The organism is Rheinheimera sp. (assembly GCF_037442345.1).
Lineage (GTDB): Bacteria > Pseudomonadota > Gammaproteobacteria > Enterobacterales > Alteromonadaceae > Pararheinheimera.
In genome coordinates this window covers 63,288-85,238 of the sequence record NZ_JBBIQL010000005.1, presented here as the reverse complement: position 1 = coordinate 85,238, position 21,951 = coordinate 63,288, and the positions used below count along the sequence as shown (strand labels likewise).

At 49.7% G+C, this 21,951-nt stretch carries 14 protein-coding genes; 7 read left to right on the top strand and 7 right to left on the bottom strand.

Annotated features, from left to right (window positions below):
• Nucleotides 1-315: 315 nt before the first annotated feature.
• From WKJ04_RS04120 to WKJ04_RS04110, 3 genes are all read right to left on the bottom strand, one after another.
• Nucleotides 316-1,050, bottom strand: coding sequence for a SapC family protein (locus WKJ04_RS04120; protein ID WP_337879237.1), 735 nt, complete (start codon nucleotides 1,048-1,050; stop codon nucleotides 316-318).
• Nucleotides 1,051-1,178: 128 nt separating this feature from the next.
• The gene (locus WKJ04_RS04115) at nucleotides 1,179-2,195 is read right to left on the bottom strand and encodes a cupin-like domain-containing protein (protein WP_337879313.1); all 1,017 of its coding nucleotides are present in this window, start codon (nucleotides 2,193-2,195) and stop codon (nucleotides 1,179-1,181) included.
• Nucleotides 2,196-2,283: 88 nt separating this feature from the next.
• Nucleotides 2,284-4,950, bottom strand: a complete 2,667-nt coding sequence (locus WKJ04_RS04110; RefSeq protein ID WP_337879236.1) for a TonB-dependent receptor — start codon at nucleotides 4,948-4,950, stop codon at nucleotides 2,284-2,286.
• A 476-nt stretch (nucleotides 4,951-5,426) separates the two neighbouring features.
• Between WKJ04_RS04110 and WKJ04_RS04105 the strand changes: the two genes are divergently transcribed.
• Nucleotides 5,427-6,452 (top strand): LacI family DNA-binding transcriptional regulator, encoded by a 1,026-nt coding sequence (locus tag WKJ04_RS04105; RefSeq protein WP_337842886.1) that lies wholly within the window; start codon nucleotides 5,427-5,429, stop codon nucleotides 6,450-6,452.
• Between the two features lie 370 nt (nucleotides 6,453-6,822).
• On the opposite strand, the gene WKJ04_RS04100 is transcribed toward WKJ04_RS04105, so the two are convergent.
• Nucleotides 6,823-8,073, bottom strand: coding sequence for a DUF819 family protein (locus WKJ04_RS04100; RefSeq protein WP_337879235.1), 1,251 nt, complete (start codon nucleotides 8,071-8,073; stop codon nucleotides 6,823-6,825).
• 317 nt (nucleotides 8,074-8,390) lie between these two features.
• Between WKJ04_RS04100 and WKJ04_RS04095 the strand changes: the two genes are divergently transcribed.
• Complete coding sequence (locus tag WKJ04_RS04095; protein WP_337879234.1) at nucleotides 8,391-9,137, top strand: 3-hydroxybutyrate dehydrogenase; 747 nt, start codon at nucleotides 8,391-8,393, stop codon at nucleotides 9,135-9,137.
• A 48-nt stretch (nucleotides 9,138-9,185) separates the two neighbouring features.
• On the top strand, nucleotides 9,186-12,656 hold the full coding sequence (locus WKJ04_RS04090; protein WP_337879233.1) for a PAS domain-containing hybrid sensor histidine kinase/response regulator: 3,471 nt from the start codon (nucleotides 9,186-9,188) through the stop codon (nucleotides 12,654-12,656).
• 6 nt (nucleotides 12,657-12,662) lie between these two features.
• Here the strand turns inward: WKJ04_RS04090 and WKJ04_RS04085 are convergent, their stop codons facing one another.
• Entirely contained in the window at nucleotides 12,663-13,577 is a 915-nt protein-coding gene (locus tag WKJ04_RS04085) for a LysR family transcriptional regulator (RefSeq protein ID WP_337879232.1), read from the bottom strand.
• Between the two features lie 427 nt (nucleotides 13,578-14,004).
• Entirely contained in the window at nucleotides 14,005-14,658 is a 654-nt protein-coding gene (locus WKJ04_RS04080; RefSeq protein WP_337879231.1) for a response regulator transcription factor, read from the bottom strand.
• A gap of 164 nt (nucleotides 14,659-14,822) precedes the next feature.
• Here WKJ04_RS04080 and WKJ04_RS04075 point away from each other — a divergent pair, with 164 nt between their 5' ends.
• The 4 genes from WKJ04_RS04075 (at nucleotide 14,823) to WKJ04_RS04060 (ending at nucleotide 19,316) form a co-directional block, all read left to right on the top strand.
• Nucleotides 14,823-15,608: a hypothetical protein gene (locus WKJ04_RS04075; protein WP_337879230.1), complete on the top strand. Its 786-nt coding sequence runs from the start codon at nucleotides 14,823-14,825 to the stop codon at nucleotides 15,606-15,608.
• Nucleotides 15,609-15,739: 131 nt separating this feature from the next.
• Nucleotides 15,740-16,381, top strand: a complete 642-nt coding sequence (locus tag WKJ04_RS04070; RefSeq protein WP_337879229.1) for an HIT domain-containing protein — start codon at nucleotides 15,740-15,742, stop codon at nucleotides 16,379-16,381.
• A 20-nt stretch (nucleotides 16,382-16,401) separates the two neighbouring features.
• Entirely contained in the window at nucleotides 16,402-16,956 is a 555-nt protein-coding gene (locus WKJ04_RS04065; RefSeq protein ID WP_337879228.1) for a hypothetical protein, read from the top strand.
• Nucleotides 16,953-19,316 carry a nucleoside triphosphate pyrophosphohydrolase gene (locus tag WKJ04_RS04060; RefSeq protein WP_337879227.1) on the top strand — a complete coding sequence of 788 codons (2,364 nt, stop codon included), beginning with the start codon at nucleotides 16,953-16,955 and terminating at the stop codon, nucleotides 19,314-19,316. Before WKJ04_RS04065 ends, WKJ04_RS04060 begins: the two co-directional genes overlap by 4 nt.
• A 155-nt stretch (nucleotides 19,317-19,471) precedes the next feature.
• Here the strand turns inward: WKJ04_RS04060 and WKJ04_RS04055 are convergent, their stop codons facing one another.
• Nucleotides 19,472-21,778 (bottom strand): TonB-dependent receptor, encoded by a 2,307-nt coding sequence (locus WKJ04_RS04055; protein ID WP_337879226.1) that lies wholly within the window; start codon nucleotides 21,776-21,778, stop codon nucleotides 19,472-19,474.
• Nucleotides 21,779-21,951: the final 173 nt, after the last annotated feature.

Below are 21,951 nucleotides of genomic sequence, written 5' to 3'. Positions count from 1 at the left end.
AGATTGGCAAACCAAAAAAACACATCCCTGTCATGAAGTCTCTGTGGCGCAACTACCCACACCACAAAGATACGACCTCTTAACCAGTTCCAATGCCAGCACATTGAAGCTGCATGTTCACAACAACAGATTGCCGCATTGGACTGCTCAAAACACAAATGACAACGCTGTCATATCTACTATGGCGCGGATAAAGGCTGAGATCAAGCACTATTTTGATTTATTTTTAAGCAATGCCATCTATGGGATCGACGCAGCCGTGAGGGCATAAAAAAACCCGGCACAAGCCGGGTTTTCGTCATTGGTGTTGATGCGCTATGAAGCCGCCGCAGTTTTATTCAGCTGGCGCTGACGCTCGCCTAAACGCTGCACCTGTTGCAGAGACATCAGGTGAGCATAGATTGGAGGTAACATGCCTTTACTGCGCAGCAGTGCAAACTTGTCTGCATCCAGCTGATTCAGTTTGGCTTCGTCAATCACGTAGAAACCAGTCAGTTCACGCTTGTTGCCATCCAGCTCAATCGTCAGGCTTTGTGGGCTCAGCAGGTCCAATTCGGCCAGAGTGCGGTTGAATTCTTTCGTCTGTTCCATCTGACGTAAAAAATCCGCCATCGCTTCTGAACGTTTTTGTAAAAACTCAGACTGGCTGCCATCTTCGTTAAACAGCGCATAGCCTTTTTCTGTGTTAACCATTGGGCTGCCTTCAGCCACACAGATATACAGGTTGTCTTTATCAGCCGGGTCATTCGGGTTGGCCATCAGCGCCAGCGGGAAATTGCGAAACGCACGTGGTACATACATACCTAACCATTTGCCGTCTTCCACCATCATGTTGGAGCCCTGCTGCAGAGACAACATAGCGACAGCTTCAAAAGCACCGGCTTTTTCGTTTTTCAGAAAGACCACTGGCAGCTCAGCACCTACACGAACAAACTCATGAGCCGACACTGGCACAATATGTTCTTCTTTAATATGAAGAAAGGCTTGCTCCACATCGATTTTGGTAGTGGCATGTTTTTCTTTGTTTAATGGAGCGATTTGCAACGACATAACTAACCTCTGTACAACTTTTAATTAGTGGGCCATTTGCTTGATATGCGGCCCGGACCTGTGACACCGACACTACCACTATTTACCCCCGAACTGCAATCAGCCGAAAACAAAGGAAGAGTGGTTGTTTAGCTCTTTTCCTGATGTTTTTGTAATTGGCTGATTAACCAGGTTAACAGCTCTTTTTTACGTTTTGATGTAAGGTCTCTTTGCATCGCGCTTACTTCTGGCGGAATGTGAACAAACTGGTCCGCGCCTTTTCGAAGTACGAAATACTCAAATAAAGACGCCCATGCATTGCGCAAATCGTCCGGTAAACCATTTAACGCCATCATACTATGCAACATGGCATCGTAAGGCGATTGCTCCACAGCGTCAGAACCGATACTGCCGCCCCACCAGTAATTCAGCAGCAGATTCACATCGTCCAGCGATTCAACCTGATGCCACCACAGCGCGGGCAAAAACAGCACATCTCCAGGCTCCAATTCGGCGCGCAAGCTGGCGGCTTTGGCCTGCGAAAACTTAGGGTAACGGATTGAAGTTTCCTCACTTTTACGCACCATGCTGATAGGCGCACCTGTAGGTGCAAAATCAACAGGCCCTATATACAGGTTTTGCACCTGCTCTGGTGGGAACAAAGTGAACACCCTGCGGCCTGCCACCACACAAGCCAGGTTGTCCGCATGATCCAAATGGGTCGGCACTGTAATTCGGTTGCCGAGCCAAATACGGCCAACAATATCGGCGGACAAATAGGGAGTTGGATTTTGTTCCATTAAACCAGGTAAACAGCGTTTTAACTCGGCGCTTTGCAGCGCTATATGAATGGCCCCCGGCTGGCCGGCAATTTTCAACAGTTGCTGCAGCACCACAGCCACAGGGTACTTACGGCGCTCAAAGTTAAAGCCCATCATATCCGCGCTGTAAAACACTTCGCCTTTTGTTGCCGGGTCCAACAATAAGGTGTCTACTTCTGTACCATTATCAAAACCTACCAGATATCGGTGCAATTCAGCAGGGCTTTGCAACGCCGCCTGAGTCACAGGCCAATCCGTCACCAGGCCGGACAAAATGACAGGTCGGCGCGCTGGCACTATGTCCTGAAAAAACTGCTGCTGACTTATCCCTGTCAGCCGTTCCACATTTTGCAACTAGCACCTCCACAGCAGATAAAAAAGGGTTAACCTAAGTTAACCCTTTGTCTGAACTCTTGACAGCGAACTGATCGGATTAGAACGCCATTCTGACGCCTAACACATAACGGCGACCATTCTGGTACAGCGAGAACAGGCGGTTTGAGTCTGTGTTAAACTCACGCACTTCTTCGTCCGTCAGGTTGATGGCTTCCAGTGCCAGAGAAATGTTCTCCGTCAGGTTGTAACCAAAACTGGCATCCCACTGACCATAGGAATCATTCCACAGCTCAGAGCCGTTGAAGTGCAGACCTTTGTACCATTCTGTTCTGTAGTTATACATCAGACGGGCGCTGAACAGGTCATCTTCATAATAGGCAGTCAGGTTATACATATGCTGTGAGGTACCCTCAACCAGGCCTGAACCTGGTAAATCAACATTACGTTCTTCATCACGGTCTGCATCTGTATAGGTATAGTTCGCCATCACGCCAAACTGGCCGAATGATTGCTGATAGCTCAGCTCCATACCTTCGGTGGTGCCACCAGGGCCATTTTCAGGGCGGGTAAAGGTCACATCAACCCACTCATCACCTTCTTCCCAGTAACGCTGGTCCACAAAAGTAGAGAAGCTGGTGTAGCTCTTCACATCTTTAAAGAACCAGGTTGCAGCCAGTACTGAAGACGGGTTGAAATACCACTCATAGCTGACATCAAACTGATCCACCAGCATCGGCTTCAGGTAAGGGTTGCTGGCTGAACCTGTAGGTTGAGCTACGTTCAGTGAACCATAAGTAATGGAGTTGGAGATTTTATTCCAGTCCTGACGGGCCATGACGCGGGCCGCGCCAAAACGCAGGATGGTGTCATCGGCTACATCAAAAGCCAGGTTCATGCTAGGCAAGGCTTCTTTATAGTCGTTGTCGGTTTCTACCCAAGCCAGGTACTCAGGATCCAGCCAGACGCGGTCGATGGTTTTCAGACCCCAGCTGTCACCAGAGAATTCATAACCCCCTGAAGTCTGGGCTGTGTCGACATAACGCAGGCCGATATTACCGCGGAACCCTTCACCTTCGAAATCTCCCTGAACATAGAACGCAGTAATGTCTTCTTCCACGGCCCAGATCTCAGCCAGGTTTTGCGAACGGGCAAAATCAGCTGTTACACCGTTTAAACCGACAAAAGCAATTTCTTCCATACGGTATCTGTCATGCAGCACTTGTTGCGACAGGTTGCCGTTCACCACACCGTCAACGTTCACTGCACCCGTGGTTAAACCACAAGCAGCCAGATTCGGACAACTGCGGAAAATATGGTTCAGGTAGTTATCTGCCGGATCTGCCATGGTTTCCGGGCCATGCCAGCTGTAAGCAATACGGTCTTGTGTCCGTTCAGCCTGACGCAGTTTGACACCGGTTTTGATCTGGTTGAACACGCCAAAATCGACCGGAATTTCTAAATCAACCTGTCCATATTTCTCTTCGTCTGTGGTTGGTTTCTCACCACCCCAAATCCAGCCGGCATTAAAAGCCGCACCATCGCTGCCTAAAGTCGCTGTATTAACCGTTGGCTTAGAACCGCGTAAGTCAAAGTCATAATCAGTAGTCGTACCGTATTCCCATGAAGTTTCACGTAAAGTACCACCCTCAGCGTCAGTGCTACCTACCTGCACATGCAGTTTAGCGTCACCCAAATCGTATTTGATATCCAGGTCAACAGACTTGGTTTCTGTGGATGCAACACGGTTAATAAAGTTGTAAGCCACTGTACCGTCTTCAACCTGACCTGCCACCAGGCTGTCGTTCACATAAGTTTCGTCCGACAAAGAAGCGACATTGTTGTTAACGAACAATAACAGGTTGGCGTTGTGGTTATTGGCATCCACTTTGGATGACAGCAGATTCAGCGTCATCTCCAGCGCTTCGGTAGGACGGTATTGGAAAGAACCAAATACAGTTTCGCGCTCACGTTTCTGTTCGAAGCGAGGTACGCCGATGTGGCTTGGTACTTTGGCATCAACATCCGGGTTGGTTGGCCAGCCCAGCACTTCAAAACCTTCACGAACCAAAGAGCGGTCTTGTTTAAACACAGACACTAACGCACCAAAAGTTTCTGCGTCATTTTTCCAGGAATAAAGACCAGCCAGTTGCGGATCCGTTTCCTCTGATAATTCAGAATATTGGCCTTCCACCAGCAGATTGATGGTGTTTTGTTCCATTTCCAGCGGCTTACGGGTTTTCAGTACCACAGTACCACCGATGGAGCCTTCATCAATGCTGGCTGAAGGAGATTTATGCACTTCCAGATCTTTGACCAGTGCAGAAGGTAACATGGTGTAGTTAAAACTGCGGCCCGGATTATCGAGAATAAACCAGTCGGCAGTAGCGACAGACTGACCATTAAGTAAGGTTCTGTTGGTCGCAGAGCTGGCACCACGGATGGTGATTTTTTCACCTTCACCGAATTCACGGCTGACACCCACGCCTGTAATACGGGATAAAGATTCAGCCACGTTTTTATCCGGGAACTTACCTATATCTTCTGAGGTCACGACGTCCACAATGCTGTCGCTAAAGCGTTTGGCATTCAGGTTCGCCTGCTGCGACGCACGGATACCTTTGACCTGAATCACTTCTACCTGTTGTTCTTTTGCAGCTGGCTCTGCGGCCTGATCTGCCCAGACAGCGCTGGACAGGGTGCCTGCGCCGATCAGCAGACCCATTTTGACCGCTAAAGTGCACTTATTCATTTTATTGTGCAGCATAAGCTTCTCTCCCATTCCTGATGTTGTGCGATGTTTATTTTTTTACGTCCTGAAACAACTGTTGTTTTGACTTTTGCCATGACAACGCTGTCATTGAAAATTAACATACACAAAAAAATTAGCCTTTGCAAACTCCTTTCGTTGAAAATTTAGACGAATTATTGAAATCAAAAATGAGTTGTTTAAAAGTGGCTGGTCGGTAAATTTTGTGCATTGGTCGTGTAAACAGCCGAACCAAAAAATTATAAGCAATTGATTTATAGAAATAAAAACAAATTTTATTTAAACCATTGGCAACCCGAAGCATTTTTTGAACAAAAAGCTGTAAATTTAGATTTGCTGTTTGGCGTAAAAACAGTTATCCCTAGACTTAATCTTTGTTACAAATTGACCAGCGTTGTCATATTGAGCATTACCTCAGGTTGGGCCATCCAAAACAACGTTGTTTTTCTGCACGCGAATTTGCCGGGATAAAGATGAAAGTAACAATCCACGATGTGGCAGCAAGGGCCGCCGTCTCGATAAAAACTGTGTCGAGGGTGATGAACAATGAGCCTTCGGTGAAACAGGCCACTATAGATAAAGTGCATGCCGCCATGCGCGAGCTGAACTATCAGCCCAATGCGGCCGCCCGCAACCTGGCCAGTACCCGCTCGTACAGCATTGGTTATATTTACGACAACCCAAACGCTTATTATGTAATTGATATGCAACGGGGTTTACTTGATGCCTGCCGTAAACATGGCTACGAACTCCTGATCCACCCAACCAATGCCAAGTCACCCGGCATAGTGCAGGAAGTGGTGGATTTAGTGCAGCATGCGCGACTGGCTGGCCTGGTCTTAACCCCACCCTTTTCGGAGATGCCGGAAATTGCTGAAGCGCTAACCCGCATTGGCGTAGATTTTGTGCGGATTATTTCGGGCTCCACCCCGTCGCCCAAACTGACTAACTGCGTGCTGGTCGACGACTTTACCGCCGCCTATAAAATCACCAACCATTTACTGGAATTAGGCCATACCGAGATTGCGTTTTTATGTGGCGATGAAGAACACAGCTCCAGCGGCGAGCGCCTGGCTGGCTTTAAAGCCGCACTGAACCGCCGCGGCCTGACCGCCAACCCGAAGTTTATTGTGCCCGGCAGTTATTCGTTTGAATCCGGTGTGAAAGGTGCCAACCAGTTATTGGCGATGGCGCATAAACCCAGCGCCATTTTCGCCTGTAACGACGAAATTGCCGCTGGCGCGTTGTTTGGTGCCCGCTTGCAGCATATTGAGATCCCGCAGCAGCTGTCGATCGTCGGCTTTGAAAACAGCCCCTTTTCGCGTCAGACCTGGCCCCCCCTGACCACAGCACACCAGCCCAACCCAACCATAGCGCAGCGCGCCGCTGAGTTACTGTTTAAACACACCAGGCCTGGCAGCCAGGTAACGGCGGATGACCAGCCGGTATTTATTCCGGAATTGTTGGTACGTGAATCCAGCGGTTCAGCCCCTGCATAAGTGCAGGGCAAAGCCGTCAAGCGGGTCAGAGCCGGGAGCATACACTCAGTATGTGACCGGCCTGAGCAGTGAAGACAATGCCGCCAGCGTGGCGTGGATAACGGAACCTTTGAATTCACCTAAATCATCGGCAGGCTGGCAAAGCCGTTAAGCGGGTCAGAGCCGGGAGCATACACTCAGTATGTGACCGGCCTGAGCAGTGAAGACAATGCCGCCAGCGTGGCGTGGATAACGGAACCTTTGAATTCACCTAAATCATCGGCAGGCTGGCAAAGCCGTCAAGCGGGTCAGAGCCGGGAGCATACATTCAGTATGTGACCGGCCTGAACAGCACCGACAATGCCGCCAGCGTGGCGAGGATAACGGCGAATTAAGGCGCCACTTGTTGCAGTAGCAAACCTGCAATATAGCCCCCATAAGTCCCCAGCGCATACCCCAGCACCGCCAGCAACACACCAACAGGCGCCAGTGACGGGTGAAAAGCGGCTGCCACCACAGGGGCTGAAGCGGCGCCCCCCACATTGGCCTGGCTGCCAACCGCCATATAAAACATGGGCGCTTTGATCAGGCGGGCAACAAAAATCAACAAGCCTGCATGCACCGACATCCAGATAATGCCAACCAGGAACATCAGCGGGTGGTCCATAATGGCGGTTACATCCATATGCATACCAATGGTCGCCACCAGAATATAAATAAACACAGACCCCAGCTTGGATGCGCCAACTGCTTCTAAATTACGGGCTTTGGTAAAAGACAAGGCCAGACCCAAAGTGGTGGCAATCAGCACTATCCAGAAGAATTTACTGGTCAGGCTGTACATGGCCAGTTGCGGCGCATGCAGTTCAATCCAGGGGGCCAGAAAATCAGCCAGTAAATGCGAGACACCCGTCACCCCAAAAGACACAGCCACCAGCACCATCAGGTTATTCAGCGTCGGGTTACGCGAGTTCTCGGCCTGGTACTTTTCCACTTTGGCGCGCAGCGCTTCAATACCACTGACATCGGCACCATTGGCTTGGTCAAACCGGGCCGTGTTGGCCGCTATCCACAGCAGCACCGCCATCCAGATATTGGCCACTATCACGTCTACCGTAATCATCACCGAGAAAATAGGCCCGCCGACACCAAAGACTTCTTTCATGGCTGCCTGATTGGCACCACCACCAATCCAGCTGCCGGCAATGGTGGTCATGCCACGCCAGATGGCATTTTCGCCTTCACCCCCCAAAGATTCAGGCGCAAAGCTGCCCACCAGCGCCAAAGCGACAGGGCCACCAATCACAATACCGGCGGTGCCGGTCAGAAACATAATCAACGCTTTCGGGCCTAGGCCCAAAATAGCTTTAAAATCGATACTCAGTGTCAGTAACACCAGGCTGGCCGGCAACAGGTACTGCGACGCCATTTTGTACAGGCCGGACGCATGGCCATCAATCACGCCAAAACTGTTAAACAGCGACGGAATAAAATAACAGAGCAGTAAAGCCGGTACATATTTGTAAAATGCCTGGCAGGCTTTGTTGGTGCTGTGGCTGGTGTGAAACACCAGGCCCAGAACAAGTGCCAATAAACCCAACACCACCGCGTCATTGGTGATCAGGGCGGAAGAATGTTCCATAAAAACCTCGGTTGTCTGTGCTGCAGCGATTTCTTTGAATCGCTTTATTTGCCTTGTTGATGGCAAAACCTCAGTGAAGTTTGCAAAACATCAGGTTTTTACCGGCAGAACTGCAGCTTTATTAAAAATTATTTTTTACGTTTCGCCGCTAATTTATCACAGCCAACAAGGCTGGCAAAGCAAGGCTGTCCTGTCAGACCAGCTTCAGGCCGAATTCAGTTCAAACCTCACGCGGCCCATGCATAGCACTAAAGCACTGTTGTCCGGCTGTCTGAACGCTTCTAGCATCGCTGTACAGCTATTTTGAGGGCAACAGCATGAAGGTATTGATCACAGGTGGTACAGGCGGCATTGGTTTTGCGGTGGCCCAGCAATTGGGCAGCGAAGGCCATCAGGTTATTCTGGCCGACTTAAACCCGGCCCTGCTGCACAGCAAGCAGCAGCAACTGCAGCAACAAGGCATAGAGGCTCAGGTGCAGCAGCTGGATTTAACCAGTCAAGACTCCATAGACGCCTGTGCTGCGCTGCAGGTGGATGTGCTGGTCAACAACGCCGGCATTCAGCATGTGGCGCGGCTGGATGATTTTCCGCCGGAAAAATGGGCACAGCTTATTCAGGTGATGCTGACAGGCCCGGCCATGCTCAGCAAAGCCCTGCTGCCGGGGATGCGCCAGCGCGGTTTTGGCCGCATTATCAATGTCGGCTCCATTCACGCCTTGGTGGCCTCGCCCTTTAAATCGGCCTATGTGGCGGCCAAACATGGTTTGCTGGGCTTTAGTAAAGTGGTGGCGCTGGAGAACGCCGATTTTGACTTCACCATTAACACCATTTGCCCGGCTTATGTGCGCACCCCGCTGGTGGAAGCACAAATTGCCGACCAGTGCCGCGAGCACGGCCTGACCGAGCAGCAGGTGATTGAACAGATTATGCTGGCCCCTATGCCACAAAAGGCTTTTATCGGTGTGGATGAAATTGCCGGCACCGCCAGTTTTTTATGCCAGAGTGCGGCGCGCCATATCACAGCCCAAACGCTGGTCCTGGATGGTGGCTGGACAGCACGTTAAGGCCACAGGCAGAATAAGCCAAACCCTCTTATGGAACATGCGCCTCTGATGAATATCGCCAGCAGCAGTATTGGACTGGGGACCATTGCGGCCATTTCCCTGCTGTATTTGTTGGTGCTGCTGGGGGTTGGCAGTCTGGGACGGCGTATCAGCCGCCACCATAAACTGTCGCCCTGGATCTTCAGTTTTGCCTTGTCCATTTACTGCACCTCCTGGGCTTTTTATGGCGTTACGGCCCAGGCGGCCAACAATGGCTGGTGGATCCCCCCCACGTACATCGGTTCCTTGTTGCTGTTCTGGTTTGGTTTTGGCCTGATAGCCCGCATTGCCATTGCCTGCCGCCGCTACAAAATTACCTCGGTGGCCGACTTTATCTCTACCCGTTACGGCCATTCCCGCTTGTTGGCGATACTGACCACCCTGATCGTACTGGTGGCCATCATTCCATACATCTCGCTGCAACTGCAGGCCATCAGCACCAGTATTCAGGCGCTGGTGGTCATTCAGCCGTCCAGCGACTGGTACCGCGACACCGGCCTGTATGTCACGCTCTGGCTGGCGGTTTTTGCGCTGCTGTTTTCCGGCAAAAGCGCCAAAGCGCATCAGCCCAACCCAGGCCTGATGGCGGCTATTGCCTTTGAATCTCTGGTGAAACTGCTGGCACTGCTGAGCATTGGTTTTTTTGTCTGTTTTGGTTTATTCGACGGCTTCGGCGATATCTTCAGCCAGGCGGCGCAACACCAGGCTGTGCAAGAGTTTCAGCAGCAGGCACAACCTGCCTATGTCTATTGGCTGCATGTGTTGCTGGGCTTTTTGGCCACTTTGTGCCTGCCGCGCCAGTTTCACGTCAGCTTTGTCGAGAACCAGCAACTGAGCCAGCTGCACCATGCCCGCTGGGTGTTCCCGGGCTATTTGCTGCTGATGAGCCTGTTTACCCTGCCGCTGGCGCTGGCCGGCATTATGCTGCTCGGCCCGCAAAGCAATATTGATTTGGTGGTGCTGCAGCTGCCGCTGGCGGCCAACCGCACCGACATGGCGCTGCTGGCTTATCTGGGTGGCTTCAGCGCAGGCACCAGCATGGTGATAGTGGCCACTGTGGTGCTGGGCATTATGATCACCAACGACTTACTGACACCGCTGATCTACCGCGCACAAAGCGCAGAACTGCAGGGCAAGCAGCGCATTAAAGTAGTGACCTTGCGCCGCTGGTCCATGCTGGCGGTACTGCTGCTGGGGTATCTGTATTACCGCTGGATTGGTTCAGGTGCCGGTTTGGCCGGGCTGGGACTGATGGCGTTTGCACTGATAGCCCAGCTGGCACCGGCGCTGATTATCGGCCTGTTCAGCCAAAGGGTGAATAAACAAGGAGCGGTGGCGGGCCTGGTCAGCGGTTTTGTCATTTGGGCCTATCTGCTGCTGTGGCCTGAACTGGCGCGGGCTGGTTTTATCTCCAGCAGCTGGCTGAACAGCGGGCCTTTTGGCATCAGTGCGCTGGCGCCCAATTCACTCTCTGGCAATCAGCTCGACCCTTTAAGTTTAGGGGTGGTGCTGAGCCTCTCCATCAACACCCTGATTCTGTTGTTGGTCAGCCATTTCAGCAGCACCCGTTTGGGCGAGTGGCTGGAAAGCCAACGTTTTTTACGCCGGACGCCTGATAAAAGCACCGACCCCCAGCCCCACAATTTGTCGGTGCAGGATGCCTTTTTACTGGTGCGCCGCTTTGCCGGTGAAAAAGAAAGCCGACGGCTGCTGCAGCGTTACCACCTGAGCGAACAGAATTTTGACCAAAGCGCCAACCCGGCCCTGATGCAGGCCGTGGAACGCAGCCTGGCCGCCGTGGTCGGTGGCGCGTCCATGCGTTTGTTGCTGCAGGCCAGCAGCAAACATGCACAGCTGCCCATCGACACCGTCGCGCGTTTTGTCGACGAAGCCAGCCAGGTGTTTCAGTTTAACCAGGCGCTGCTGCATGCCACCATCGACAATATCAGCATGGGCATCAGTGTGGTGGACGCCGACCTGCGTATTATTGCCTGGAACCAGCGTTACCTGCAGCTGTTCGACTACCCGGCAGGCCTGGTGGAAGTGGGCCGCCCGGTGGAAGACTTGTTGCGTTTTAACCTGCAGCAGGGCCGCGCCGGACAGAGCCTGACCGAAAAAGAAATCTGCACTGAAGTGCAAAAACGGCTGGCTTATCTGCGCCAGGGCTCCAGCTACAAATTCCAGCGCCAGCAGCAGGACGGCCGGGTCTTTGAAATGCAGGGCAACCCGTTGCCTGGCGGTGGTTTTGTCACCACTTACAGCGACGTCAGCTCCTTTATCGAAGCACAGCGCGCTCTGGAGGTGTCCAACGACACGCTGGAGCAACGGGTGCAGTTGCGTACCGCCGAGCTGGAACTACTGAACCAGCAACTGGAGCAGGCCAAACAGCAACTGGAAGCCAGCACAGCGGCCAAAACCCGCTTCTTTGCCGCCGCCAGCCATGACTTAATGCAACCCTTTAACGCGGCGGCGCTGTTCTGTGGCCTGATCCGCGAACGCAGTCACCAGGCCGACGTCAAACAGCTGGCGCAAGACCTGAACCTGTCGCTCAACAGTGCCGAAGAGCTGCTGTCCGGTATTCTGGAACTGACTAAACTGGATGCCGGAGTGATCCATGCACAACCCGAACCCTTTGCGCTGGCCGAGCTGTTGGAACACAGCGCCCGTGAAGCGGCTTTACTGGCGCAGGCCAAAGGCCTGAGTTTCCATTACCAGGCCACGAAACTCGGCACCTGCAGCGACAAAAAATTGCTGAAACGCCTGGTGCAGAACCTGCTCAGTAATGCCATCCGTTATACCCAAAACGGCAAAGTAGTGTTGGGCGTGAAGCGCCATCAGGGCCAGTTACGGCTGCTGGTGGCCGACACAGGGGTGGGCATAGCCGCCGACGAACAGCAACGAATTTTTGAAGAATTCCGTCAGGGTAAACAGGCGGATCAGAAAGGCCTGGGTATTGGCCTGGCCATCAGTCAGAAGATCAGTCAGTTGCTGGGGCATTCCCTGGGTTTTTATTCGGTGGAAGGCCGCGGCACCGTATTTTATCTGGACCTGCCGCTGTGTCGGGTGCAACAGAAAAAGCAGCTGCAAACAGCCGTCAGCGCCAAAGCCTTTTTCCACCAGAAAAAAGTGCTGCTGCTCGACAACGAGCCGGTGTTATTGCAGGCGGTCAAAGAGCTGCTGCACAGCTGGCAAATAGAGGTGCAGGCCGTGTCTGGCCCGGCTCAGGCGCTGGCGGCAGTGCAGGCGGGTTTTACTCCCGATTTATTGCTGTTTGACTATCACTTAGACCAGGGCGCCACCGGAGTGGATGTGGCCACCCAGTTGCAACAACACTTTGGTATTCAGGCCCATGTGGTGGTCAATTCCGCCGACCCAAACCCGGACATTCGTGCTGCGGTACTGAACGCCGGCTTTCACTTTATGCTCAAACCCTTAAAAGAAGCCGCGCTGAAACGGCTGTTTCAGCGCTTATTAACCTGATTTCAGTTACATGGCCCTGACAGCAGATAACTCAGGATTTAACTGATGCAATAAATACTGGATCACCACCTTTAAACCGGCTTTCATATGCTGACGGTGTGGGTACACCAGGTGAAAGGGCACAGGTTTGGGCATAAAGTCAGGCAACAATTCCACCAAAGCGCCACAGGCCAGCTCCTGCTCCACCTGATAACGGCTGACAAATAAAATGCCTAAATCCGCCAGTGCCGCATGCAACATCGCCCTGTTGCTGTTGCAGCGCAAGGGCCCGTCCACCAGCACATCAATGGCACTGCCTTGCTGCTCAAAACGCCAGGTCCGCTCCGCCACAGAGCCAAAGGTCAGGCAACTGTGTTGCACCAGCTCATTCGGGTGCGCTGGGGTTCCATGCTGCTGCAGATAACCGGGGGACGCCACCAGCACTATCGGCAGGCCCGGCAAGGCACGGGCAATCAGGCTGGAGTCGGCCAGTTTGCCAAACCGCACGGCCAAATCGAACTGTTCACCAATTAAATCCACCAGGTTGTCATCCAGATCCAGTTCAATCTGCAACATAGGGTACTGGCGGTGTAAACCGGCAAATAAGGGGGCCAGCACCATAGTGCCAAACGTGACGGGGGCCGACAGCCGGATCAGCCCCGAAGGTTCGTCGCGCAGTTCCGACAAATGATGCTCCGCCTGATCGGCCTGTTGCACCACCTGCTGGCAATAGGCAAAAAAGGCCTGCCCTTCGGCGGTCAGACTGAGCTGACGGGTGGAACGCTGCAACAGCCGTACTTTCAGGTGTTGCTCCAGCCGGCTGATGGCTTTACTGACCGCGCCTTTGGACATATCCAGCGCCAGCCCGGCCTGAGTAAAACTGCGACACTCCACCACCCGGGCAAACACCGCCATATCACTTAAACGTTGTAATAAAGACACTGCGTCCTCCTGCCATAAAGACCGCATTTTACCTGTTTTAGTGCAGCATAATTGTTTCTTTAAGGAAACAATTTGTCGCAATTAAACTGGCTAATCATTCACCAGCCGCCTGACTAGACTGTGCTCAGCAATAAAGCAAACGGAGGTTACTATGAAGTGGCAGTACTTGTTTAAAGTTTTTGCACAACTGGCTGAGTTTCATGGTTATAGCGACCGACGACCTTCTTTTTACCTGGCAGAATCCAAGCAGGGTGCGGTGAAGGACACCGATCCAAAGCCAGAGTGCTGCAGCAAACTACCCAGGCAGCCACTGTGCTGTTAACTGGCGGACTGTTTCCCGAAGTGCAGAAGCAGAGTGAAAATTTTTAGTTCCTAGCGTGGTGTGCTACACCGCTTTGGCCCAGCCGTCTGGCTGGGCCTTTTTCCTTCAGAAGTGCTCAGGCAGCTTTAACTTCTCAAATAAAATGCCAGCCAGAGTGCGGTTATTCACATTCAGTTTGCGCAAAATAGCCGACACATGCTGCTTCACCGTGGTTTCCTGCACCTGCATTTCAAAGGCGATCTGTTTATTCAGCAGGCCGTCGGCAATCATTTTCAATACCCTGAATTGCTGTGGCGTCAGTTGCTCCAGCCGGCGGGCGAACTCCTGATCGATCAGGTCCTGCGCCTGGTTCACCTCGTCAATCAGCTCCTGCGGCACCCAACTGTCACCGGCCAGCACCGCACTGACGGCCTCGCCCAGAATATCCAGCGGCGCCGATTTAGGGATGTAGGCCAAAGCCCCCAGCTGCAGCGACTGTTTGATCACGGCCGGATCTTCAATGGCAGACACCATCAACACATTAATGTCGGGGTATTCGGTGCGCAGTGCCGTTAACCCGGCAAAGCCTTCGGCGTCTGGCAGCTTTAAATCCAGAAACACCAGCGCGGTGGTTGGGTGCTGCGCCAGCAATTGCCACAGCTGCGCCATGCTATTGGCCTGTACCAACTGCACATCAGGCCCGAGAATTTGCTGCAGCGCCTGCACCAGCGCCACCCGGAACAACGGATGATCATCCGCAATAATGGCAATTTGACTCATGGTGTTCTTTCCAGCTCCCAGACAACAGCAACAGTGCCACCATACACCAGCCATCACAAAACCGCACCCCGCAACGGACTGTACCAAAGTAGTAGAAATAGCTTTTTTTTGGGGCCTTGTGTTTAAATACAAAACACAACATCTGACACAGATGGAACTCAAGGATGAAACCACTGACCTGTGGCCTGCTTTTAATCAGTGCGGGCCTGGCACAGCATAGCCTGGCTAACAGCAGCAGCTATTTAACCCAGCTTTGCCCGACCCCATTACCAGGCTCCAGCGCCGAAGTCGCAGAACAAAGCTGGACCTGCCCTGAGCAACAACGCCCCTTACTGCAGGAAAAATTTAAGCAACTGGTGACAATCACCTCCGCAGGGCTAAGCATAACCACCCAAACCGGGCAGCCTTTTCAGTTTCAGCACAATCAGGTCGATGGTGAGCAGTTCAGGTATTACGGCTTTGATGGCTGTACAGAAGACGAGCGGTATTGCATCGTCTTTGCCGGCGGCTGGGAGTGGTGGCAACACCTGCTGCTGGACCGCAAAACCGGGAAGAGTTACACCTTTACCGGCACTTTATACCTGTCGCCCGATCAACAGCATCTGCTGGAACTGCAGGACAGCCGCCTGTCCGACACCTTCGACCGCAATATCATCAAGCTCTATAAACTCGGCGATGGTACAGCTGAGCTGCAACTGGATTTATCGGATTCAGACTTTGGCGGCCATCAGCCCCTTTGGTCCGCCAACAACAAGCTGACGTTGCAGTTGTGGTACCACAGCGCGCAAGACCCGCTGCAGCTTGAATATCGCAACCAGTTAACCATTCACGCAGAGGGTGGACAATGCCTTAGTACAATCGTATCAAGTGACTATGTAAATAGTTCCTCCTCTACAGAGCATAATTGTAGTCAGCTTAGGCATCGGCCCGAGAGCATAACTAGTATTTGAACCAAGAGAATAGATACATTAACCTTCAATGAGGTGCATCCGACCTAAAGCATAAAAAGCTTTACAAAATCAATAATAGGTTGATCATGTAACCTCATATTAGGGTCGTCATTAGAGAGATTAGATATTCGATGAACGCAGAACTTGGGTGTATATTTTGCGATCTGTCATTAAAAAGTTCCAACAATCCTTGGGACCAGGTGCTTGACGAAACTGACTCGTATTCAGTGTATCCTACCAAAGGTGCTCTATTACCTGGCTGGCAGTTGGTTGTACCTAAAAAACACGTACTGAATTCAAGCCTTTTGACTGAGCAAGAAATTTTTGAACTGGAAGCACTAATCCAGAAACGAGCCGAATTTGCGCATACTATTTATGGCAAAGGCGTAGTTATCTTCGAACACGGACCAAATATACCCAATTGTAAAATAGGCTGCGGCGTAGATCACGCACATATCCACATAGTACCAGTCCCATTTGATTTTGAAGATGCGGTTATAAGGTGTGAATACGGGGATAGATTCAAATTAGAGAGTTATTCGATAAGTGAATTTCTGAAATCAAAGAAGAACGAAGGCAATCATCCATACTGGTTCTTTACAGTATTTGGAAGTAGAAATCTCTATCACTCAAAAACAATCCCGAACGTGTCCCAGTTATTTAGGAAAATAATTGCCACCAGAATAAACATGCCAGATTTGTATGATTACAAAAAACACCTATTCCTAGAAAACATAGAGAAAACTATATATGACTTTGGAATCATACAATAAAACCATTTTGGCTTACGATAATGAATGATAAAGCCTCGAGTGAATCAAGAAAAGATCCAAACCAAATGGATGACAGAGCGCCTGGAGACTGGAAGAGTATTTATTGTGATTGCGCTTGGAAACACATAAAATTTGAAAGTTACTACGTCGCATCGATCTTGGTACTGTGCGTATTAGCGCTAGCCTTAAATTGGATAATTTTACATATTTTACTTGATAATGTAGTTACTTATAGAATAGCAAGCAATTATATATTTGCATTTTTCTCAGGGATGATAGGAGGGTCACTCTTCACAATGAAATGGTTGTATCATTCGGTTGCTAGGAAAAAATGGCATTTAGATAGATCATTATGGCGTTATTTCACACCTTGGATCTCAGGCTTCTTTGCTCTAACAATGTATGTAATGATGACTTCAGGACTGTTAAGCGCTTTTAACGCTGATGCAATTCGAAATGGAACCTCCGCCTTTTCAATCGGGTTTCTTGTAGGTTACTTCTCTGACTCCGCAATGTCAAAATTTAAGGAAATAGCAGATACTCTATTCGGAACAAATCAAGATAAACAAAAATGACATCAAAAAACCACATACTATCAAAGAATGAATTATTCTCCCTTGGAGAACATAACCATATAGGTGAAAAAGCATGTGGTTTTTTACTGTTAGAGCAAGTTACGGACTGGATTCCAGAATTTTATATTTTGAAAAGCTCAATCTACAATAATGCATCTGGTAAAAGTTGTGATTCATTATACGAATCAATTCACGACTCCATAAAAAGCACATTTAACTCTCATGATTCAATAAGTAAATTCATAGAGAAATGCAACAAAATTATAGTAAGATCAAGTGCAGAAAATGAGACCTTAGAAGAAAGAGGCCAATATAAGTCAATATCATCAGACCCCAACATAAATGATATATCGCACACATGCGCATACATAATTTTTGACTCAATCAACAATGGAAACCTCAACAAGATATCACTAATAATACAACAAGAAATAAATGGAATAGCTTGCGGCCACTTGTCAAATGAGAGAAGAGTTAGTGAAAAATCTCGTGATTGGCTTATAGATTACGAAAAGATACTTAACGATCATAAAAAAGAAAATGAGCGATTCAAGATATTTAAAAATAGGTATGAAATAGATAGAATTGCCATCCCATCAGAGCTTATTGCCAATTCATTAAAACAAGTTAAAGAAGCTCTGCACTACCCCGCCATTTTAGCTACAATCCACTACAATGGAGCTAGGGTTCATTATGAATGGGTTTGGGATGGGCATAAGGTATGGGTAGTGCAAGCCGATAAAGACACCGTCAGTAAAGGTGTGAATCCGCACTCGTTCATTGAATCAGAAGAGAAGAATAACGAAACAGATAATTTACAAACAAAAATAATATCTAATCTGAAAAATTTCAAAATTCACAAATTTAAAAAACTAGAAAACCAAATAATATTTAACCAAGCTGGATTAGCAACGACCAATTTATGGATATTAAACGGTAATATAGATTTTAAAAATGATTACAACGCAAGAACAACAATCTACTCAGATCTAGAAGAAATTATAACTAAGGGACCAATCGTAATTAGATGTGATTTAAGTTGCGTAGACAATGGACAGGGAAAAAGACAAAACCTCCCTAGAAGTGATTCAATTTTCTCAGCAAGCGATGCTATGGATTTCATTGATAAATGTGAGAGCATACTTACTGCTTTGGATCCAAGAATTGAAAATCATTGCTTTATAATTCATAACTACATTCCCAGCCTTTCATCAGCCTTTGTTTACGCAACACCAGACAATCCGAGAGTTCGAGTTGACTCAATATGGGGCCTCCCTGATGGTTTGCAGTATTATTCTCATGACTCATATGAACTAAACGCCAAGAAAAATGAAATCATCAGAGAAAAGAAGCGGCATAAGGAGTTTATGTTAGGTTCGTCTATGGATGGAAAATGGTGCCCCGCCAGAATATCAGAACCATATGACTGGCGTGCGTCGATTAGCCCGTCGAATTGTAAAGAAATAGCATCTCATACTTTACAGCTAGCAAAATACCTAAATAAAGCGGTACAGGTAATGTGGTTCGTACAAACTTCGGAATTTAGCCCTCATCCAAAGAACATTCCATGGTACTTTGAGGAACGGTCTATCGAATCTTTTCAAACTGACAACAATGAGAGCATTTACAGCAAAAATACATTAATAATCAAAGACAGCTTCGACATAGAAAATGCAAGAAAATTATTTTCAACCACTTCAGAACACCATTCAATTTTACTAAAACCACATGAAAGCAACATTAGATGCAATAGGTTTCTTGAAGAAGTCTCAGAGCTATCTATAGAGTTCAATAAACCTATCTTATTCTACGGATCAATACTTCAACATGCATTTTATCAGCTCCGAAAGTTTGGCGCAAAAGTGTCCTGCATGGAACCTTTTTCACCAACGGTAGAGAAATCTGAATACAAAAAACTTGTTCGCGATAAAATACCAAGCATTATAGAAAATGATGGAGAACGCCCTGAATATAAGAAAGTTGATGGGGACACATTAATTGAACTCTTAGAAGAAAAAATTCTGGAAGAATCGCAAGAAGTTGCCGGCGCAGCAAACCGGCAAGAGCGAATAAACGAAATTGCGGATCTATTCGAAGTAATATCAAGCTTATGTCGATTGGAAGATATTAAACTACAAGAGATAAAAGCAGCCCAAAAAGCTAAAAAAAGGAGAATTGGGGGATTTGATGATGGAATATACCTGTTAAATTCAGTCACAAGGTCTACTATTTCTGCGGAACAGGATTTGTCAAAACCAGCAGTGAAAAAAGGAAAAAAATCTGCAAAAAAAGTGAAAGCACCTCCCGTTAAAATACTCACAAATACATCGCTTGGACAACTAGAGCTTCCTCTAGATTAATTGCAGATACCAATTACACATACTTACGTCAACATAACTGTAACCTCTAGTTCAAGTTACCCAGAATCATACCATTCTTACTTCTAAGAATTTTCTTTACTTAGATATAAAAAAACCCGGCGGGTGGCCGGGTTTAAACCAGGGAAGGCAGAGGTTTAGAAGCGGTAGCCGACGTTCAGGGTGACGGTGCGGGGTGCACCGTAATAACCAATCAACGTATTGTCGCCACCCAAACCAGGGCGGTAGCCGCTTGGCTGCGTGGCATCCGGCGTCACAAAGGCGTAGTTGCCCACCAGGTATTCTTCGTCGGTCAGGTTTTTGCCATGCAGGCCGACAGTCCAGTGGCCGTCCTGGCTGTACCAGGTGACGCCCATATTCAGCATGCCGTAGCCGTCCTGCACCAGCAGGTTGTCCAGCTCTGTCAGTGAATACTTGCTGCGGTAGCCATAACTGCCGGTCCAGACCATGTCACCAAAGCTGGTTTCGCTGGTGTAAGTAAAACCTATATTGGCGGTGGTTTCTGGTGTGTTGGTCACCGAGAACCGGTCGGAAATATCGATAGGATCGCCAGCCGGGGTGTAGCTGATGGCTTCTTCGAAGCTGGCGTCAATCAGGCCCAGGTTGGCATAAATATCCAGCCCTTTGGCTGCAGCCCAGGTCAGTTCCAGTTCGGCGCCTGTGGCTTCAGAACGGCCGACGTTGCCTAAACGCTGGTTCAGCACAGAGGCATCCGTTGGGTCTGGGATCACCGAAATGTACTGACGGTCCTTATGGTCCAGCATAAATAAAGTGGCATTCACGCGCAGGGTGCGGCTCCAGTCGGTCTTCACGCCCAGTTCAAATGAATCCACATCTTCCGGGTCTGCCGCAGGTTCCGCTGTGGTGGCCCGCGGGTTAAAGGTGCCTGACTTAAAGCCCTGGCTGTAGCTGGCGAAAAACATGGTGTCGTCGCTGTGCTGGTATTCCACGCCCAGTTTGGGCGTCACTTTGGACCAGCTTTCTTCGTCGTCCAGCACTACGGGTGTGGTGAGGCCGTCAGGCCGCACATAACCTGGCACCCAGCCCGATTCCGGATACACATTGGCGAAAATCAGGCCATTACGCACCAGCGCTTCTTTATCGTCTTTGGTGTAACGCAAGCCTGCGGTCACAGACCATTGCTCATTCAGTTTGTACGAGCCCTGGCTATAGGCGGCAATGCTGTCGCTGTTGCTGCAGCCGCCTACTTCACGGGTTAACCCCGGCGCTCCCAATGAGGTGCCCAGTACCCCTAAAATAGCGTCGAACACACCACAGGAATCCGCCGTGTAGTAGTACAGGCCAGACACCAGCGTCAGGTTGTCGCTGTTGTAATTCAGCTGGAATTCCTGAGTGAACTGCTCGTCGTCATAAATGGCGGGCACGTCAAAAATAATCACCGAGGTGTTGTCAAAATCAATATTGGTCGGTGAATAGTTTTCACGCTGAGACGTCACTGATTTAAACGTAAACTCGTCATTGATGTTCCAATCCACTGTCAGGCTGACGCCTTCAGTTTCTACTTTGTTCCAGGTCGGCAGGCTGGTGTAAGAATCGTACACACTGTCAGGCACAGGTGCGTCTGTCAGTAAACTTGGCAGCAAACGATAGCCGCCCTTGGAGTTGGACTTGTCATTGGTTTTGTCATAATTCAGCCGCATAAACCAATTGTCAGACGGGCGGAATTCCAGCGTGGCACGAAAGGCCTGCAAGTCTTTGTTGTAGTTTTCGCCGTCTTGTCCTGGCAGGGCGGACGTCAGGTACTCACCATAGCCGTCACGTTGTAAGTTGGCATAACCAAAACCCAGGTACAGTTTGTTGTCCACCAGCGGGATCTGGCCAGTCAGTTTACCGTCACGCTGGTTGTAGCTGCCCACGGCAAAGTTAGCATCAAATTCAGTGTCTCCCGACATGGGTTTGGTCACATATTTGACCGCACCACCTATGGTGTTTTTGCCGTACAGGGTGCCCTGCGGGCCACGTAGTACTTCAATACGTTCAATATTCAGAATGTCCAGCACAGCCCCCTGAGGCCGGGCTACATAGACGTCATCAATATAAATACCCACACCTGGCTCGTAACCCCAAAGCGGATCTTCCTGGCCCACACCACGAATAAAAGCGGTCAGGGTGGAGTTGGTACCGCGGCTCTGCTGCAGTGTGGTATTGGGCGAATACTGCGCTACTTCTATCACGCTGCTCAGGCCACGTTCGGCAATGTCAGCCGCACCAATAGAGGTCACGGCTACCGGCACATTTTGCAGGTTTTCTGCCGTTTTACGGGCCGTCACCTGAATCACTTCCAGCGCCACTTCATCGTCTTTTACCTGTTCTGCCGCTTGCTCTTCCGCCCACACCGGAGCTGTCATGAATGCTGAGCCTACCAGCAATGCCAGCGTGCTGAACTGAAACCTTGTCATGCTATTTTTGTAGTTATTGGCCATATGCCTTCTCCTGCTGATTTTCCACTCCACTCTAGGCGGTGTTGGCGGAAAGTTAAGCTGTACCTTAGTACTATGCCGGGCAAAGACTACAGATAAACCAATGAATATTAAAGGTTTATAGCAAAAAACCCGCACCTGTCTGTACCTTAGTACTATGGTGGGGCCTGCAGCCT

Coding starts and splice junctions, on each gene's coding strand:
- WKJ04_RS04120 (WP_337879237.1), bottom strand. CDS start 1,050: ATGTCGTTGCAAATCGCTCCATTAAACAAAGAAAAACATGCCACTACC.
- WKJ04_RS04110 (WP_337879236.1), bottom strand. CDS start 4,950: ATGCTGCACAATAAAATGAATAAGTGCACTTTAGCGGTCAAAATGGGT.
- WKJ04_RS04105 (WP_337842886.1), top strand. CDS start 5,427: ATGAAAGTAACAATCCACGATGTGGCAGCAAGGGCCGCCGTCTCGATA.
- WKJ04_RS04100 (WP_337879235.1), bottom strand. CDS start 8,073: ATGGAACATTCTTCCGCCCTGATCACCAATGACGCGGTGGTGTTGGGT.
- WKJ04_RS04095 (WP_337879234.1), top strand. CDS start 8,391: ATGAAGGTATTGATCACAGGTGGTACAGGCGGCATTGGTTTTGCGGTG.
- WKJ04_RS04090 (WP_337879233.1), top strand. CDS start 9,186: ATGAATATCGCCAGCAGCAGTATTGGACTGGGGACCATTGCGGCCATT.
- WKJ04_RS04080 (WP_337879231.1), bottom strand. CDS start 14,658: ATGAGTCAAATTGCCATTATTGCGGATGATCATCCGTTGTTCCGGGTG.
- WKJ04_RS04075 (WP_337879230.1), top strand. CDS start 14,823: ATGAAACCACTGACCTGTGGCCTGCTTTTAATCAGTGCGGGCCTGGCA.
- WKJ04_RS04070 (WP_337879229.1), top strand. CDS start 15,740: ATGAACGCAGAACTTGGGTGTATATTTTGCGATCTGTCATTAAAAAGT.
- WKJ04_RS04065 (WP_337879228.1), top strand. CDS start 16,402: ATGAATGATAAAGCCTCGAGTGAATCAAGAAAAGATCCAAACCAAATG.
- WKJ04_RS04060 (WP_337879227.1), top strand. CDS start 16,953: ATGACATCAAAAAACCACATACTATCAAAGAATGAATTATTCTCCCTT.
- WKJ04_RS04055 (WP_337879226.1), bottom strand. CDS start 21,778: ATGGCCAATAACTACAAAAATAGCATGACAAGGTTTCAGTTCAGCACG.